General features: G+C 70.2%; 13 protein-coding genes. 7 read left to right on the top strand and 6 right to left on the bottom strand.

Going from position 1 to position 16,097, the window contains the following annotated elements:
• Positions 1 to 156 precede the first annotated feature (156 nt).
• Together HUA76_RS22150 and HUA76_RS22155 are read right to left on the bottom strand one after the other, a co-directional pair.
• Entirely contained in the window at positions 157 to 837 is a 681-nt protein-coding gene (locus HUA76_RS22150) for a hypothetical protein (RefSeq protein ID WP_174455056.1), read from the bottom strand.
• A gap of 168 nt (positions 838 to 1,005) precedes the next feature.
• Positions 1,006 to 2,499 carry a mechanosensitive ion channel family protein gene (locus tag HUA76_RS22155; protein WP_174455057.1) on the bottom strand — a complete coding sequence of 498 codons (1,494 nt, stop codon included), beginning with the start codon at positions 2,497 to 2,499 and terminating at the stop codon, positions 1,006 to 1,008.
• Positions 2,500 to 2,580: 81 nt separating this feature from the next.
• On the opposite strand from HUA76_RS22155, the gene holB reads away from it, so the two are divergent.
• The 4 genes from holB to HUA76_RS22175 all read left to right on the top strand — a co-directional run bounded on the left by holB (position 2,581) and on the right by HUA76_RS22175 (position 6,111).
• Positions 2,581 to 3,615: a DNA polymerase III subunit delta' gene (holB, locus tag HUA76_RS22160; protein ID WP_174461972.1), complete on the top strand. Its 1,035-nt coding sequence runs from the start codon at positions 2,581 to 2,583 to the stop codon at positions 3,613 to 3,615.
• Entirely contained in the window at positions 3,612 to 4,928 is a 1,317-nt protein-coding gene (gene holA / locus HUA76_RS22165; protein ID WP_141647601.1) for a DNA polymerase III subunit delta, read from the top strand. The genes holB and holA overlap by 4 nt, the downstream gene beginning before the upstream one ends.
• A gap of 61 nt (positions 4,929 to 4,989) precedes the next feature.
• Positions 4,990 to 5,451, top strand: a complete 462-nt coding sequence (locus HUA76_RS22170; protein WP_174455060.1) for a hypothetical protein — start codon at positions 4,990 to 4,992, stop codon at positions 5,449 to 5,451.
• 111 nt (positions 5,452 to 5,562) lie between these two features.
• Positions 5,563 to 6,111 (top strand): AraC family ligand binding domain-containing protein, encoded by a 549-nt coding sequence (locus HUA76_RS22175; RefSeq protein WP_174461973.1) that lies wholly within the window; start codon positions 5,563 to 5,565, stop codon positions 6,109 to 6,111.
• Here HUA76_RS22175 and HUA76_RS22180 read toward each other — a convergent pair.
• Positions 6,074 to 6,880: an NRDE family protein gene (locus HUA76_RS22180; protein ID WP_174461974.1), complete on the bottom strand. Its 807-nt coding sequence runs from the start codon at positions 6,878 to 6,880 to the stop codon at positions 6,074 to 6,076. The two genes, HUA76_RS22175 and HUA76_RS22180, sit on opposite strands and share 38 nt — an antisense overlap.
• Positions 6,881 to 6,995: 115 nt before the next feature.
• Here HUA76_RS22180 and metG point away from each other — a divergent pair, with 115 nt between their 5' ends.
• From metG to HUA76_RS22195, 3 genes are all read left to right on the top strand, one after another.
• Complete coding sequence (metG, locus tag HUA76_RS22185; protein WP_174461975.1) at positions 6,996 to 9,128, top strand: methionine--tRNA ligase; 2,133 nt, start codon at positions 6,996 to 6,998, stop codon at positions 9,126 to 9,128.
• Between the two features lie 449 nt (positions 9,129 to 9,577).
• Positions 9,578 to 10,552 (top strand): HEAT repeat domain-containing protein, encoded by a 975-nt coding sequence (locus HUA76_RS22190; RefSeq protein WP_174461976.1) that lies wholly within the window; start codon positions 9,578 to 9,580, stop codon positions 10,550 to 10,552.
• Positions 10,549 to 11,325, top strand: a complete 777-nt coding sequence (locus tag HUA76_RS22195) for a TatD family hydrolase (RefSeq protein ID WP_141648335.1) — start codon at positions 10,549 to 10,551, stop codon at positions 11,323 to 11,325. Before HUA76_RS22190 ends, HUA76_RS22195 begins: the two co-directional genes overlap by 4 nt.
• Here HUA76_RS22195 and HUA76_RS22200 read toward each other — a convergent pair.
• From HUA76_RS22200 to HUA76_RS22210, 3 genes are read right to left on the bottom strand one after another with little or no spacing between them, the layout of a single operon-like run.
• Positions 11,312 to 13,264 (bottom strand): HD domain-containing phosphohydrolase, encoded by a 1,953-nt coding sequence (locus HUA76_RS22200; RefSeq protein WP_174461977.1) that lies wholly within the window; start codon positions 13,262 to 13,264, stop codon positions 11,312 to 11,314. The two genes, HUA76_RS22195 and HUA76_RS22200, sit on opposite strands and share 14 nt — an antisense overlap.
• A 6-nt stretch (positions 13,265 to 13,270) precedes the next feature.
• Positions 13,271 to 14,833: a 3'-5' exoribonuclease YhaM family protein gene (locus HUA76_RS22205; protein WP_174461978.1), complete on the bottom strand. Its 1,563-nt coding sequence runs from the start codon at positions 14,831 to 14,833 to the stop codon at positions 13,271 to 13,273.
• Between the two features lie 48 nt (positions 14,834 to 14,881).
• Positions 14,882 to 16,021, bottom strand: a complete 1,140-nt coding sequence (locus HUA76_RS22210) for a class I SAM-dependent rRNA methyltransferase (RefSeq protein ID WP_174461979.1) — start codon at positions 16,019 to 16,021, stop codon at positions 14,882 to 14,884.
• Positions 16,022 to 16,097: the final 76 nt, after the last annotated feature.

Raw genomic sequence — 16,097 nt, forward strand, 5'->3', positions numbered from 1 at the left:
CGAAGGCCGTGCCAGTCTCTCACGCCAGGAAACCCCCTGGCTTCCCAGGGAGGTCCCCCGCGTATCCGCGAAGCGCCTTCGCGGATACGGGAAGTCGCGTCCCGGAAATGAACACCGGCCCCTTGTCTGCCTGGGGCGGACGGGGCCGGCGAGCCTTCAGTTCCGGTTCCAGCAGCCGGCGATTTCCTCGCACGCGAGGAGGACGTCGTTCAGCCGGCGCTGCTGGGACTTGGGCGCCACGAAGAGCCGGCCGGCGAACACGTCGAACACTCCGACCAACCGAGGGTCCACGGGGCCCCGCTGCTCCAGTCGCTCCTCGGCGAAGCGGTGGAGCACGGTGGCGATGTACTGGCCGGCGCGCTCATCCAGCGGCGCGTGCTTGGAGAAGTAGAGCTTCAGCACGCCCGAGCGCATCTGCCCGCGCGCATCCACGCCGCGCAGCAGCACTTCCGGCCGGACCTTGACGGAGACACCGGCGACTTCCAGGGGCGCCGGGTCCAGGTCCGCCGGACTGGCGACGGCGCACGAGACGAGGTCGTCCGCGGCGGCGAGGCAGCGCTGGAGGGCCTCGGCGCACAAGGCCAGCCGGTGCGCGTCGAAGTCGGAGTCGGGCTGGGCATTGAGCAGCCGGCGCTGGTGGTAGCGGAGGATGACCTCGTCACGGCCCTCGCAGAGGTACTCGGTGATGGCCTGGGCGGCCGCGGGGTAGCGCAGGTACTGGGGGTCCACGGGGTTGCGCTGCCCGTGGATGATGCGCTTGCGGAGGGACGGCGTTCCGGTGAGGTACTGGCCCAACTGGTTGACGGAAACGCACGGGGTCTCACGAAGGGTGGTCATGTCGACTTCCTTTCCGGTAGCGAGAATGAGGACATACTACCGGAGGGGTCTGACATTCCCTCTGACGGGGAAGGCGCCGCAGACACCGCCCGATGGACTCCCTGGCGGGTAGGGCGAGCAGGCCCAACCGGGGCGCGAAGGGCCCCCGGGGACGAGGGTCTCCAGGGCCTACTCGTGCGACGCGTGCAGGCCGAAAATCTGGCGCAGCCGGCCCAGAATCCGGCCCACTTCGGCGGGGATGGGGTCCGTGCCGGCGCCGCTGGCCTGGGCCACGGCACGCAGCTGGGTGCGCCGCTGGGCCAGGATGGCGGAGAGCTGCCGGGCCAGTCCGGGGTGTTCGGCGAACAGCCGCGCGAAGGTGGGGCGGTCCACCTCGAGCAGCAGCGAGTCCTCCAGGGCCACCACGGTGGCCGCGCGCTTCTCTCCGGTGAGCAGCGACATCTCCCCGAAGTAGCCTCCCTGGCCCAGTCGAGTGACTTCCGCCTGGGACTTGCCCGCGCGCACGCTGACCTCTCCGGAGGCGAGCACGTAGAAGGTGCGGCCGTCGTCGCCCTCCTGGATGACGTGCTCGTCCCGGCCGAAGCGGCGCACGTGGACCTCCTGGCCCAGCCGCTCCAGGTCCGCATCCGCCAGGGGCTCGAACAGGTCCACCGCGCGCAGCAGCCGCAGCACGGTGTGCGCGGGCAACTCCGGCCTGAGGGCGTCCTCGCGCATGCGCACCACGCGATGGGGCACGGGCGGCTCCACGCCGTCGCGCCGCAGCCGGTACCACAGCCGCGTGTAGACCTCCGCCGTGACGGCGTCCGCGAGCGAGAAGTCATTCACGAAGAAGCGGACCATGTAGCGCACGCACTGCTCGTCGAACGCGAGCGTGCGGGCGATGGGCGCGGGGTCCACCAGGACTTGGGGAATCTCCCGCACCACGTCCAGCAGCGCCGCCTTCATCACGTTGGGAGGGGTGTCGTAGGTGGCCCGCACCTGCGCGTCCACGCCCACCGGCTCCCGGTCCTGGGAGAAGGTCTTGAGCTGCTCCTTGGCCACCATCGAGTTGGGCAACGTCACCAGCTCGCGGCGGAACGTCATGATGCGGATGGAGCGCCAGTTGACCTGGGCCACGCGTCCGGTGTGCTCGCCGATGCGGATGAAGTCGCCCACCTCGAAGGGCTTGTCGAGCTGCAGCGACAGGCCCGCGAAGAGGTTGCCCAGCGTCTCCTGGAGCGCCAGACCGATGACCACCGACAGCACCGCCGACGTGGCCACCAGTCCCGTGAGATCCAGGTTGAGCTGCGTCTGGAGGATGGGGACCGCGGCCAGTGTGTAGAGCAGGAAGTCGATGACGTTGCGAAGAATCTTCGGCGTCGCCACGCCCGAGGAGCGCAGCCGCATCAGCTTCAGCCCGAAGCCCACGCTTGCCCGGATGACGCCGAAGGCGAACGTCAGCATCCAGGCGACCTGCAGCGCCTTCATGGGCCCGGGGGGCGTCGTGTGCGGCAGGGCCCAGGCGGCCACTCGCACCACGAGGAACATCACCAGCAGTCGGAGGGCCCCGGTGAGGTCCCGCTTCAGGTCCGCGTCGCCGCTGGAGGCTCGCGCGCCCAGCAGGAGGAGGACCAGGACCGCTCCCACGGCCAGCGACAGATTGCTCTGGAGAAAAGGCAGCAAAGCCCCCCGACTCTGGCCCGCGCTCGCATGAGGGTCAAGGCAGCGGTTGACGCGTGGCGCGCAAGCAGGGATACACGCGCCATGACGCTCGCATCGGTGCTGGGACAGCCCCGCGCGATTGATTCACTTCAGGCGGCACTTCGCGGTGGTGCGGTGCACCATGCGTATCTCTTCGCTGGGCCGGAGGGGGTGGGCAAGGAGCTCGCGGCCGTGGGGCTCGCCCAGGCACTGACCTGCCCCGAGCAGCCGAACGTGGGCTGTGGCGCCTGCGCGAGCTGCGTGCGGGTGGCGCGCGGACTCCATCCCGACGTCACGTGGGTGATGCCGGACGATGAGCGCGTGTCGCGCGGGCTGGCGGGGCGCTCGGACTTCACGGGCACGCCGAGTCGTGAACTTCGCGTGGAGCAGATTCGTGGGCTCCAGGAGCGGCTGGCCCTGCGCGGCCTGGAGTCTCGTCGCAAGGTGGCCATCGTCATCTCCGCGCAGGCGATGAACGTGCAGGCGCAGAACGCGTTCCTCAAGACGCTGGAGGAGCCTCCGTCGGAGACCACGCTGGTGCTGGTGGCCAACGCCATGGACAAGCTCCTGCCCACCATCCGCAGCCGGTGCAGCAAGGTGCACTTCGGGCCGCTCTCCGTGGAGCTCGTCGCCGAGCGCGTGCGCACCGAGCGCAAGCTGGACGCTGACACCGCGCAGCTCGCGGCCATCATGGCCGGTGGCAGCCTGGGCCGCGCGCTGGCGCTGGACGTGGAAGCGTTGGCGCGACGCAAGGACGTCGTCACCGCCTTCGAGTCCCTGCGCGGCGAGAACGCGGTGGGCCTCTTGCGCTTCGCGGACGAGCACGGCGGCTCGCGCGAGGACGCGGAGGCGACCTTGGAGTTGCTGGTGTTGTGGACGCGCGACGTGGCGCTGGTGAGGGCCGGTCGCGAGGACTCGCTGGCGAACCGGGACCTGCGCTCGCTGGCGGAGGAGGTGGCCTCGCGTATTTCCGACGCGGGGCTGCACCGTCGTCACGCGCTGCTGGAGGTGGCGCGCGCGGCGGTGGCTCGCAACGGCGCGCCCCGGCTGCAGTTGGAGCGGATGCTCATCGACCTGTTCACGGAGACCGCACGATGAGCTCGGACCTGGACGACGTGCTCGCGGGCGTGAAGGCCGGCAAGGTCTCTCCGCTGTACCTGCTGTGGGGCGAGGAGTACCTGGTCCGCAAGGGCGCCGACGAGCTGGTGAAGGTGCTCGTCCCCGACGCGGCGGTGGGGCTCAACCTGGTGACGCTGGACGCGGGCAGCCCGCGCGAGGTGGCGCAGGAGCTGGCCACCATGCCGCTGTTCCCTGGCCGCAAGGTCGTCGTCGTGAGGGACCCGGAGTTCCTCGCGCCGAAGAAGGGACGGGGAGATCCGCTGGCCAAGGCTCGCGAGGCGTGGAAGGCGGGCAAGCGCAAGGAAGGCGCGCGGAGACTGCTGGCGCTGGCCGCGCGCGCGGGGTGGGGCGTGGACCGGTTGGACCCGTCCGCGTCTGGCGCTCCGTCGGTGGAGCAGTGGAAGGAAGAGCTGAACGTCGACCTCGCCGAAGCGGACGTGGCCTTCCTCAAGGAGGCTGCCGCCTTCTGCAAGGAGGAGCGCATCACCGCGCCGGAGGGCGACGCCACGGTGCTGATGGACCTCATCCAGAAGGGAGTCCCCGCGGGGCACTCGCTGGTGATGGCGGCCACGGAGGTGGACGCGAAGAATCCGCTGGTGAAGCTGGTGCAGGACAAGGGCCACGTCGTCGAGCGCAAGGTGGCCGCTCGCCACAAGGACCTGGACCTCTCCGACATCGCCAAGGAGTTCCTGGCGCCCTTCAAGAAGAAGCTGGGGCCCGGCGCGCTGGAGGAACTCAAGGAGCGCGTCGGCGGCAACATCCGCCTGCTCCAGTCGGAGCTGGAGAAGCTGGCCACCTACTCGGACGGGCCGGCCATCGAGCGCTCCGATGTCGTCTCGCTGGTACACCACGCTCGCGAGGAGGAGTTCTTCGAGCTGTCCGAGGCGCTCCAGAAGCGGGACTTCCGCGGCGCGCTGTCGTACGCCGAGGACGCGATGGGGCAGGGGACCCATGCGCTCCAGTTGCTGGGCGCGGTGGCCTCCATCGTTCGCGGCCTGCTGGAGGCCCACGAGTGGATGTTCCGCTACGCCGGGGGCACCCCCCCACGCACCGCGAAGGACGTGGAGGCCCGGGTGTTTCCCAAGCTGGAGGCGGAGTTGAAGGGCACGCGGCGCAAGATGCCCAACGCCTGGGCGCTCACGTTCAGCATGAAGGCCGCCGCGGGCTACGAGCGCAAGGAGCTGCTGGGCTCGCTGGTGGCGTGCGCGGAGGCGGACCTGTCGCTCAAGTCTTCCGGCAATGGGCGGCTCGTCATCGAGCGCCTCCTGGCCACGGTGTGCCTCGGCGCCTGAGGAGCGGGCGGGCGGCGGGGGACGTGCACTTGGCGTCTGGCTCGGGTAGAGGAGGCCGGGTATGGCGGACAAGCGTCGCTTCGACCTCTTCGCGGACTTCATCGTGTCGCGCTTCGTGGCCCCTCGCGTCTTCGACGTGGCGGGAGGCCAGGGGCGTCTCAACGAGGCGCTGACCCGGCGCGGCCGGGCTGTCACGACCTTCGACCTGCGGCACAAGCACCTGCCGGTGACGTACGCCCAGCGCCCCTTCACGCTGGAGGAGCCGTGCGACGCGGAGCTGGTGGTGGGCATGCACCCCGATGGCGCCACTCGCATCATCATCGAGTACGCGGCCCGGCACGGCCTTCCCTTCGCAGTGGTGCCCTGCTGCTCCGACAACGGCATGCCCTACAACCCGTGGATGCGGCACCTGGCCGAGCTGGCTCGCACGGCGGGCTTCGCCACGGTGGAAGAGGTGCAGCTCTCCATGGACGGCCGTGCCCGCGTCCTGGTGGGCGAGCCCGCGCCTGTCGCGCCGCGCTGAAGGGGACTGCCCGGGAGCGGACAGCAACCCGGGTCCTCGCGGCCAGCTGTGAGGGCCTGTCGTCGCGTCTAGCTTTCCTGACACCCGTGCATGACGGGGCGGGAGCAGGCCATGGCGACGGAATGGGACGGCTATGCGACGGCGCAGGTCTGGCGCCCGGTGTCGTATCCAGGGCTGGTGCTGTATCGGGTGAGTGGCCGAGCGAACTCCCAGGCGCTGCATGTCCACGATGAGCTCCAGCTCACGCTGGATGCCGGACATGTCCAGCAGGTGTCATGTGGCGGCGCTCGGCTGACAGCCCTGCCTGGGAGTCTGGTCGTCATTCCCCCAGGGGAGGTCCACGCGCTGCGCGGTGAAGGCGGGCGGCCGGGAGTGTTGTGCGGAATGCTCGTGCCGGCTGCGTTCCTGGGCGGTTCTTCTCCCTCGGGGCCGGAATTGGAGGATGAGCCTCCCGGAGAAGAGCTGCTGCTCGGAGGCTGCGCGGTGCTCGACGACCCGGAGGTGGCGCGGGACTTCGTCGCGTTGCACCGGGCGTTGAGGGCACCGGGACTCGAGAGGGAGCCCCGGCTGTGGGTCCTGCTGGCGGGCCTGCTGTCGCGACTGGGGCCGGGACGGGCGGGGCTCATGCTGGGGGGCGGGGCGCATCAAGCATCGCCGTGACGTCCTGCCAGGGCCCCTCGCAGGGGCGCGCCTCTGTCGTCAGGTAGTGCCCGACGCGTCCGGGAGCGAGGGCGACGATGGCCGAGGAGCGCGTGCCATAGGCCGGCGTGTGGATGCACAGCGCCTGGAGCTGCTGGCGGAAGTCCTGGGGAAACGACTCGCCGGAGAGCTGCGCGGGCAGGGCCTCCAGGGGAGGCAGCAGGTCGTCCGCCAGCAGGGCCTTCAGGCCTCCCTCGAACCGGGACCAGGGCTCGTGCACCAGCCCCTCGGCGAGCTTCCTGGCCCGCTGGACCTTGGGCAGCTCCGTCGAGTCGAGCACGTCGTTGGGCAGGACATGGATGCCCGGCGGGACATCCTCGCGTCGGAGCCGGGACTGTCCGGGCCGGGCGTAGGCCACCCGGAGTGTCCGGGCGTCGCCATAGAGGAGGTTGAAGGGGAGGAAGTCCTCGCCGGAGAGCGTGTCCAGGTAGCGCTCGATGCCCTCGACCGTGCCCGCACCGAGGGCCTGGAGGACGACTTCGCCCCTCGAACGGGGGGCCGGGCCCCTCGCCTGCCCGCCGCGCTGGTTCGTCAGGCCCACGAAGAGGCCCTCGTTAGTAACGCCCATCCACGTCCCGCCGCGCTCCACGTCCCGTCCCCCTACGGCGCGGGGAGACTCCAGCAGGACTTGTGGGCCTGTCGCGGGACGCACGAGGAGTTCGTCCCGGTTGGCCGCGAGCACCAGCGGCCACTCAGGATGGACCTGGCGAAGGATGATGATGGTGCACATGCGTTTCCGGTCGATAACATCCCCGGCCCCGCGGTGCATTCGTGCTCGCGGGCTCCACGCCGTCGATGACCTCGGCCCACCGAGCGGCTAATGTCCGCCGCCCCCAGGAGAGTCCATGGCGGAGAGAATCCTCGTCACCAGTGCGCTTCCGTACGCGAACGGCCCGCTCCACATCGGCCATGCCGTCGAGTACATCCAGACCGATATCTACGTCCGTTTCCTCCGCTCCAGCGGCAAGGACGTCGTCTACTTCTGTGCTGACGACACGCACGGCACACCCATCGAACTCAACGCGGCGAAGCAGGGCCTCAAGCCCGAGGACTTCATCGCCCGTTTCCAGGACGAGCATCAGAAGGACTTCCAGGACCTGGATGTCCGCTTCGACTACTTCCACTCCACCAACTCGCCGGAGAACCGCCAGTACGCGGAGCTCATCTACGGGCGGTTGAAGGAGAAGGGCGACATCGAGCGCAAGGACGTCGAACAGGCGTACTGCGAGAAGGACCGTCGCTTCCTGCCCGACCGCTTCATCAAGGGCACCTGTCCCAACTGCAAGGCCGTGGACCAGTACGGCGACGCCTGTGAGAAGTGCGGCAAGGCGTACAGCCCCACGGACCTCATCGACCCTCGCTGTTCCCTGTGTTCGACGCCGCCGGTGCGCAAAACGTCCGAGCACCTGTTCTTCAAGCTGTCTCGCCACGCCGACTTCCTTCAGGAGCTGCTGCGCAAGCCTGGCTTCATTCATCCCGGGCTCGCCGCGCAGCTCCAGGGCTTCTTCGAGAAGGGGCTGGCGGACTGGGACATCAGCCGCGACGGCCCCTACTTCGGCTTCGCGATTCCGGGCGAGACGGACAAGTACTTCTACGTCTGGCTGGACGCGCCCATCGGCTACATCGCCACGACGGAGAAGTGGGCGAAGGAGACGGGCAAGGCGAAGAGCGCGCTGGACTACTGGGCCAAGGACAGCGGCGCGCGCATCGTCCACTTCATCGGCAAGGACATCGTCTACTTCCACGCGCTCTTCTGGCCCGCGGTGCTGGACGTGGCGGGCCTGCACATCCCGAGTGAGATCAAGGTCCACGGCCACCTCACGGTGAACGGGGAGAAGATGTCGAAGAGCCGCGGCACCATGGTTCCGGTGCGCGACTACCTCAACCAACTGGACCCCAGCTACCTGCGCTACTTCTACGCGGCCAACCTGGGCGCGGGCGTGGAGGACCTGGACCTCAACCTCAAGGACTTCCGTCTGCGGGTGAACGGGGAGCTGGTGAACAACGTGGGCAACCTTGCCAACCGCGCGCTGTCGCTGTTGGCCGGGCCGCTGGGCGGGACGCTCGCGCCAGGTCGGTCCGAGGGACCGGGCCGGGCGCTGGTGGAGTCCGTGCTCGCTCGCGTTCCCGAGGTTCGCGAGGCCTTCGAGAAGCTGGAGTACCGCAACGCCATCCGCGTCATCACGGACATCGCCTCCGCGGCGAATGCCTTCGTGCAGACGGCGGCGCCGTGGGCTCTGCTGAAGAAGGACGCGGAGGCCGCGCGCGCGGACCTGTCCGACGCCGCCGACGTGGTGTATCTGCTGGGCGCGCTGCTGGCGCCGGTGACGCCTCGGTTGTCGGAGAAGCTGTTCGCACAACTGGGCGCCACGCCGCTCACGTTCCAGGCGCTGGAGGGGGCGAAGTATCCGTTGCTGGATCGCAGCCGCCCCATCGGTACTCCGGAGCCGTTGTTGCCGCGACTGGAAGAGGACCGCGTCAACGCCATCATCGTGACGCCGCCGGGGGAGCCCGCCGCAACGCCCGCGCCCGAGGCGAAGAAGGCCGAAGGGGGCGGCAAGGAGAAGAAGGCCGAGAAGAAGCCGGCCGAGCCCGCGCCTGTCACTCAGGCTTCCTCGGGGGCAGGGGCCGCGGAGGCCGCTGGCTCGGGGGAGATTGAGTACGCGGACTTCGCCAAGGTGGTGCTCAAGTCCGGCAAGGTGCTGGCGGCGGAGAAGGTCGCCAAGGCGGACAAGCTGCTCAAGCTCACCGTCGACGTGGGTGAGCCGAGCGGCCCGCGCACCATCGTCTCCGGCATCGCGGAGGCGTTTGCTCCCGAGACGCTCGTCGGGCGCAACGTGGTGGTGGTCGCGAACCTGAAGCCGCGCAGCCTGAAGGGCATCGAGTCGAAGGGGATGCTCCTGACCGCGGGCCCTGGTGGCAAGGACCTGTCCTTGTTGGATCCGGGCAACGTCCCGCCGGGCAGCGACGTGAAGTGATGTGTCGGTGGGCGGAGCGAACCTGCTCCGCTCGCGGGCCCGGTGCGGGCGCGTGGAGGGTGTCTCTCGCACGAGCCCGGGCCGACACGTCGTGGATGGGCGGGGCGGTCGAGTGCCGTCTCGCGTGACTCGGGGCTGCGGCTGCCGGGCGATACGTTGTGGATGAGCGGGGCAGTCAAGTGCCGCTTCTCATGGCTCTAGGCGGTGTCTTTCCGGGCCGACACTTTGTGGATGAGCGGGGCGGTCGAATGCCGCTTCGCGTGGCTCCGGGGCTGGGTCTTTCCGGAGCGAGTTTCAGGTGAAGCGCTGGTAGAGCGGTCGTCAGCCGCTCGTCGCTCCGGGGCCGTGGCTGTCCAGGGCGAGTCGTGACGGATGGGCGTGAGGTTGGGGCCATTCCCCACTCATGGGGCTCGGGGCCGCGAGGCAGCCGGGCAGCGAGGTGACTGGACGTGACGGATTGGCGTGCGGAGCGAGACCGGGCCTTGCTGACCCTTGAGCGCGAGAAGCGTCCGGCGTTCCGAGCGGAGGCGGCGCAACAGCTCCATCACCTCGCGTTGGAAGCCCCGTCGCCCGCGGCGGACTTCGCGGAAGTGGTGCCCCGGCTGCTGGCGGATGCCCAGCCGGAGGTGAAGCGCTCGGGTATCGCCCTGGCGACGGTGGCCCTTCCTCCCGAGGAGCTGCCCGCGCTGCTCATCTCCTACCTGCGGGACGCGGAGTCGCTCGTGCGCCTGGAGGCCACCGGTCGACTGGCGGACCTGTACCGGCCGGAGCTGCGCGGGGCACTGGCGGGCATGCTGGAGGACTCCGTCCCCGAGGTTCGCTTCGAGGCCGCCCGGGGCATCGCCGCCCTCAAGCATCCGGCGGGACTCGACGTGCTCATCGATGCGCTCGACGCGGACCTGCTGCGCTTTCGCGCCCTCGGTGCCCTGGCCGAGTTGGAGGATGCGCGCGCCCTGCCCGCCGTGAAGCGCCTGTTCGGCCGCTGGCTCCTGCCCGCCTTCGACAGGACCCAGGCCGCGGGTGTGCTCGCGAAGCTGGGTGACGCCGCGGGCTCGGCGCACCTGCTCCAGCGCTCGCGCAAGAAGTGGAGTCAGGACCGCGCCCTCGCCGTGGAGCTGCTGGGCGAAGTGAAGGCCCCTGGCGCGCTGGAGCGGTTGAAGGTCATCCTCGACGACGTGAAGGACTCCTGCCGTGGCGCCGCCGCGCGAGGCCTGGGTCGGCTGGGTGACCCTCGGGCGCTGCCCTGGCTGCTCGCGCTGCTCCAGGACGTGAGCGCGGACGAGGAGGACCGGTTGGATGCGGCCGATGGGGTGTGGCGTCTGGGGGACGAGGCGGGCCGCGAGCGTGTGCGCGCCTCGGTGAGCACCTTCACCTCACCCGAGGCCCGGCAGGAACTGGACGACTTGTTTCAGGAGGAGCCATGAGACTGGTGGATGCGCACTGCCACCTGGAAGTGAAGGACTTCGCGGACGTGGCTCCCGTGCTGGAGCGAGCGCGCGCCGCGGGCATCGTCCACGCCATCGTCGTCGGGCAGTTCCATGGCCCCGGCGAGTGGGGCAATGCGCTGGAGCTGGCCGCCGCGCATCCGGAGTTCCTGTCGCCCACGCTCGGCATCCATCCGCACGAAGCCGCGCGGGCCACGGAAGACGACCTGGCCACGCTGGAGCGCATCTGCGCCCGCCCTGAGGTGCGCGCCGTGGGCGAGGCCGGGCTCGACTACTACTACGACCACTCACCCCGTGAGGTGCAGGCCCGCGTCTTCCGGCACCAGTGCGCCCTCGCGGTGAAGCTGGCAAAGCCGCTGGTGGTCCACGTGCGTGACGCGCACGAGGACTGCGACGCGATTCTCGGTGAAGTGGGCGTCTCCCGAGGCGTCATCCACTGCTTCACCGGAGACACGGACGCGGCGCGGCGCTACCTGGACAGGGGCTTCTTCCTCTCGCTGTCCGGCGTCATCACCTACAAGAAGACGGAGGCACTCCAGGACGCCGTGCGCTTCGCGCCGCTGGACAGGTTGATGGTGGAGACGGACAGCCCGTTCCTCGCGCCCGTACCGCACCGGGGGCGGAAGAACGAGCCCTCTCACGTGGTGGAGACGGCGCGGAAGCTGGCGGAGCTGAAGGGCGTGGCGCTGGAGACGGTGACAGAGGTCACCACCGCCAACGCCGCCGCCCTCTTCAACCTCACCCTGAGGTGACGCCGCCGGCCAGGGCCTGGAGGTCCTGGTCCATCTGCGGCACGTCGAGCAGCAGCGCGTCCGGGTCGTACTGGAAGTCGGCCTGCTTGAGCTTCAGAAGGGCCTGCAGCGCGGGCTCTCCGGTGTGGCCGCCGAAGGAGGCGAAGACGACGCGGCCTCCCTCCAGGTGGAGTGAGCCCTCCAGCGTGTGCTGACGCAGCTGGAGCTTGCCGCTCTTCTTTCCGCCACCCAGCGTGCGCAGCAGCTCCCGAGGAGGCAGCTCGTCGAAGCTGCCTCGCACCACGCGGCCCGGACCGTTGTGCAGCACCCGGTCCTCGAGCATCGCGCGCACCGCCTTGGCCACCAGGGACTTGTCACCGGGAGGCAGCAGCTCCGTGGCGCCGCCCATCATCAGCCGCTCGCGCGTGGACGCGTCCGGCTCGCCCACCACGGCGATGGGCAGGCCCGCCGTCTCCGGCGTGGAGCGCGCCTGCTGGAGCAGGTCGAGCACCTCTTGCTGCCCCAGTCGCAGGCTCACCACCAGCACGTCGCAGTCCTGTCGGGCCAGCCCGTCCTGAGCGCCTTCCTGCGTGGACAGCGCGTGGGCCACCAGACCCTGCTTGAGCACCGCCTCCAGCAGCTCGCCCCGGGCCGTCTCATCCGGCTCCACGACGAGCACCTGTCGGCCCTCGCTCTCCAGCCGGTGGCGCAAGAGTTCGCCGCTCTGGAGCTGGATGACGATGTCCGCCACCACGGGGTCATAGAGCACGCCCGAGTTCGTCTTCAGGTGCTCCAGCGCCTGCTCCTTCGTCAGCGCCTTGCCCAGCGCGTTGCCGGGGTTCTTCGTCAGCTCCAGGAAGCTGTCCACCGCGGCGAGGATGCGCGCGCCCAGGGTGATTTCCTCGCCCTTGGCGCCCTGCGGGGTGCCGGAGCCGTCCCAGGCCTCATAGAGCTGCGCGAGGATGGTGTTGACCTGCGTGGGCAGGTGCACCGTCTCGAACAGCTTGGTGGGTGCGCGACAGGCCGCGCGGGCCTGGGCCTTCCACTCCGAGTTGATGGCGTTGCTCGCGAGCGAGAAGTGGCGCTCGGAGGGCTTGCCCAGGTCATGCAGGTACGCGGAGATGGACAGCGCGGCCAGCTCCTTGTGAGGCATGCCCATGCGCTGGCCGACGATGCCCGCCTGTCGCGCGAGCTGCGCGGAGTGTCCCCGGTGGCGCTGGCGGTCCTGCTCCAGCAGCCCCACGAGGATGCCCAGCGTCTCCACGTAGTCGATGTCGCTGACCAGCCCGCGAGGGCCGCCCGGCTCACGTCGCTGCGTGGACGAGGGGCGCCCCGCCACCTGCGTGCCGCTGGCGCGCTGCAGCCGCATGCGCGCGTCCGTCTCCATCCGGAAGGACAGGCTGGTGCGGTTGCTGGTGGAGGTGCGGTTGTGCTCCGCGGCCCCCGTGCGCGACGTCGACTCCGTCGGGTTCGAGTGCGCGCTCGCTGACTCCAGCAGCGCGGCGAACGCGGTGGGGTCGCCGTAGTAGTGCTTGCGGATGGCCGCGGCGATGGCGCCGCGCAGGCCCACGTACGCGTAGACCTCCGACATGCCCGTGACGAGGGCAATCTCGTCCATCAGCGCCTTGTTCTGCGGCTCCGCGGCGACCACGGACAACAGCTTCCTGTCCGGGTCCACCGCGAGCGGCAGCACGTTCTGCGCCTCGGCCAGACGCACCGGGAGCCTGTCGAGCACCTCGGTGGGAATCTTCGCCTTGGCCAGCTTGTCCGCGCTCACGAAGCGCGTCTGGAACTCCGCGGCCAGGAAGCGCAGCAACGCCGCTTCCTGGAGGAGCCCCAACTCCACCAGACAATCCCCCAGCTTGTGGCCGGTGATCTTCTGGTGCTCCAGGGCCTGCTCCACGGCCCCGGCGTTGACGAGTCCTGCCTCGATGAGGCGCTCACCCAGCTTCTTCGCCATGACGACTCAGCTTTCCGAGGAGCCCTCTCCATTCTTGGATGTGGACTCGGAGGCGGGGGGCAGTGACGTGAGCGCGCTGAAGGGCTTGAAGGTCAGCTCCTTGGGCAGGCCGCTCGGGTCGCGAGCCGGACGGTCCTCACGGGGAGGGCGGGGCGCACGCTCCTCGCGAGGCGGACGGTCCTCACGCGGCGGACGGTCTTCACGGGGCGGGCGCTGCTCGTCCCGGGCCCGCTCCTCGCGGGGCGGGCGCTCCTTGCGCGGCGGACGGTCCTCACGGGGCGGACGCTGCGGCTCCTCGCGCGCGGCGGGGGCGGTGCCCTCAGCGGGCGGCGTGCCCTGGCTCGGAGCCTTCTCGCCCCGGGCCTTGCGCTTCTCCTCGCGAGACTTGCGACGGCCTCCGCCAGCGCCGCCACCCTCCACCGGAGCGCGGCCCCGGCTGGTGGGCGCGGGGCCCTTCCAGAGCTGACGGTCGTAGTGGCGCAGCACGTCCGTCCACTTGTCGTTGGGGTCGCGCTGCATGGCCTCCAGCCACGAGGCGATGCGCGAGTCCAGCGAGTCCAGCGCGTGGACGATGTGCGCCTCCAGCGTCATCGGCACCTTGGGGCTGCCGTACTCGAGCTGGCCGTGGTGGGAGATGACCAGGTGCGTGAGGTGCTGCTCCAGGAGCGGCGGGAAGCCGGGGATGGCCAGCGTCTTCTCGCGAATCTTCTGGGCCGTCATCACCAGGTGACCCACGAGCTTGCCTTCGTCCGTGTAGTCGAAGCCCTTGTCCGGCGAGATCTCCGCCACCTTCATCACGTCGTGCAGCAGCGCGCCCGCCAGCAGCAGGTCGCGGTCCGCCATGGGGTAGTGGTCCGCCACCCGCAGCGTCAGCCGCATCACCGACAGCAGGTGCTCGGCCAGACCGCCACGCCACGCGTGGTGCATGCCCTTGGCCGCCGGCGCCACCGGCAGCCCCGAGGCCACCTGCGGATCCTCCAGGAAGGCAATCAGGAGCTGCTTCACGTGCGGATCACTGACCCGCTCGTTGACGATTTCGCGGATGAGGCCCACTGCGCGAGCGCCACCGCCACCCTCGTGACGGCCCTCGCCCTTGTCCGTCTTCTCTACCTTCTCGACCTTGTCCGCCTTCTCGGCGCGCGGCTCGGGAGCGGGCTTCGCCTCGGCGGCGGGCTTCGCCTCCGGGGGCGGGGCGGGGGGCGGCTCGAACTCCTTGGGGTCCAGGGGCTCGGGGTCCAGACGCTCCACGGCCTCCACGACAATCTGGGTGCGGCCGTGGAACTGGATGACGTTGCCCTGGACGAGCACGAAGTCGCCCGACTGGAAGGCGGGCTCGAGCGCGTCCACCTTGTCGAAGACGCGCGCGTCCACCTCGCCGCTCTTGTCGACGAGCGTCATGGCCAGGAACACCTTGCCACTTCGGGCCGTCACCTTCTCCTTCTTGGTGACGCGGAAGACAGTGTTGACGCGGTCCTTCTCACGCAGGTCGACCGCGTACACCTTGCGGACGGTCTCGACGGAACCTGCCGGGGTGGGGGTCGCGGTATCGGGGACGTTTTCGTTGGTCATCGCGGGCGCGGACACTAGCACCCCGGAAGGCGGCGCGGGGGACTCGCGTCAGGTGACCTCGAGCGCCACCGCGTCGAGGTACTCCGCGCCGGGGGAGCCCACCAGTGTGGGGTGGTCCGGGGGGAGTCCAGGACGGGACAGCCGGGTGGCGATGCGCGCCTCCGCCTCGCAGGCGGTGGCCACCAGCTCGTCGAAGCCGCCCAGGGCCAGTGGTGGGTGGTAGCCGACCACGAGCAAGCGGCCCCCATGGCGGGTGCGCCGCAGGGCGTACCGGATATGCTCCACGAATTCCTCCTCGGAGCCCACCCGGGGCGTGTCCAGCAACACCAGGTCGAAGGTCTCTCGCACCGCGCGCAGGGCCTGGAGGGCCGTGCCCTTCTCCACCATCACCCGGCCGAACAGGCCGTTGGCCTCCGCGTTCTCCCGGGCCAGGTCTCCGGCGTCCGCGTCCGCGTCGAAGGCGAGGATGTGTCGGGCGCCATGCAGTCCCGCGTGGACGAAGAGGCCGCCCACGTTGCAACTGGCGTCCAGCACGCGGCCGTCCCAGGCCATGCGCCCGACGACGCGCCGCAGCTCGCGCTGGTCATACGCGTAGCCCGTGCCCTGGCCGTAGGTGAGGTCCACGGTGAACCGGGCGCCCAGCTCCAAGAGCCGGCACCAGCGGGGTGGGGTGCCGTAGAGGACGTGGGGCCGTTGCGTGGGCAGGCCCAGGACCTGACGGCGCCCGGAGTCATTGCGCAGGAGCACCGAGCCCGCGCCCGTCACCTCCACCAGCGCGCGGGTGATTTCCTGGTGCCGCGCGTCCATGGAGCGGGTGAGGGTCTGCACGACGAAGTGCGTGTCGTACCGGTCCACGATGAGGCCGGGCAGGCCGTCCCCGTCATCGTTGACCACCCGGCAGAAGCGCGGGTCATCCACCAGCCGGCCCCGGCGCTCGAAGGCGTGACGGAGGTGGCGTGGAATCAGGCCCTCCACGGCCTCGTCCGGCATGCCCAGGCGGCGCACGGCGCGCGAGGCCTCCAGGTCCACGTCACCCAGGCCCAGCACCGCGCCGTCCTCATCCCGGAGCTGCACGGGCTCCCCGGGCTGGGGCGTTCCCTCCATGGAGACGATGTCCTCCCGGCGCAGCCAGGGGGCGCCGTGTTTCAGGCGGCGGGCGGCATCCCGGGACAGATAGGTGCTGAGCAAGGTGCGTCCTCCCTCTCGCGTGGTGCCACGGGACCGGACGCCCGTGGACTGCTTCCAGCGGACAACATGGGCCGTG

The organism is Myxococcus sp. CA056 (assembly GCF_013336715.1).
Classification (GTDB): domain Bacteria; phylum Myxococcota; class Myxococcia; order Myxococcales; family Myxococcaceae; genus Myxococcus; species Myxococcus llanfairpwllgwyngyllgogerychwyrndrobwllllantysiliogogogochensis.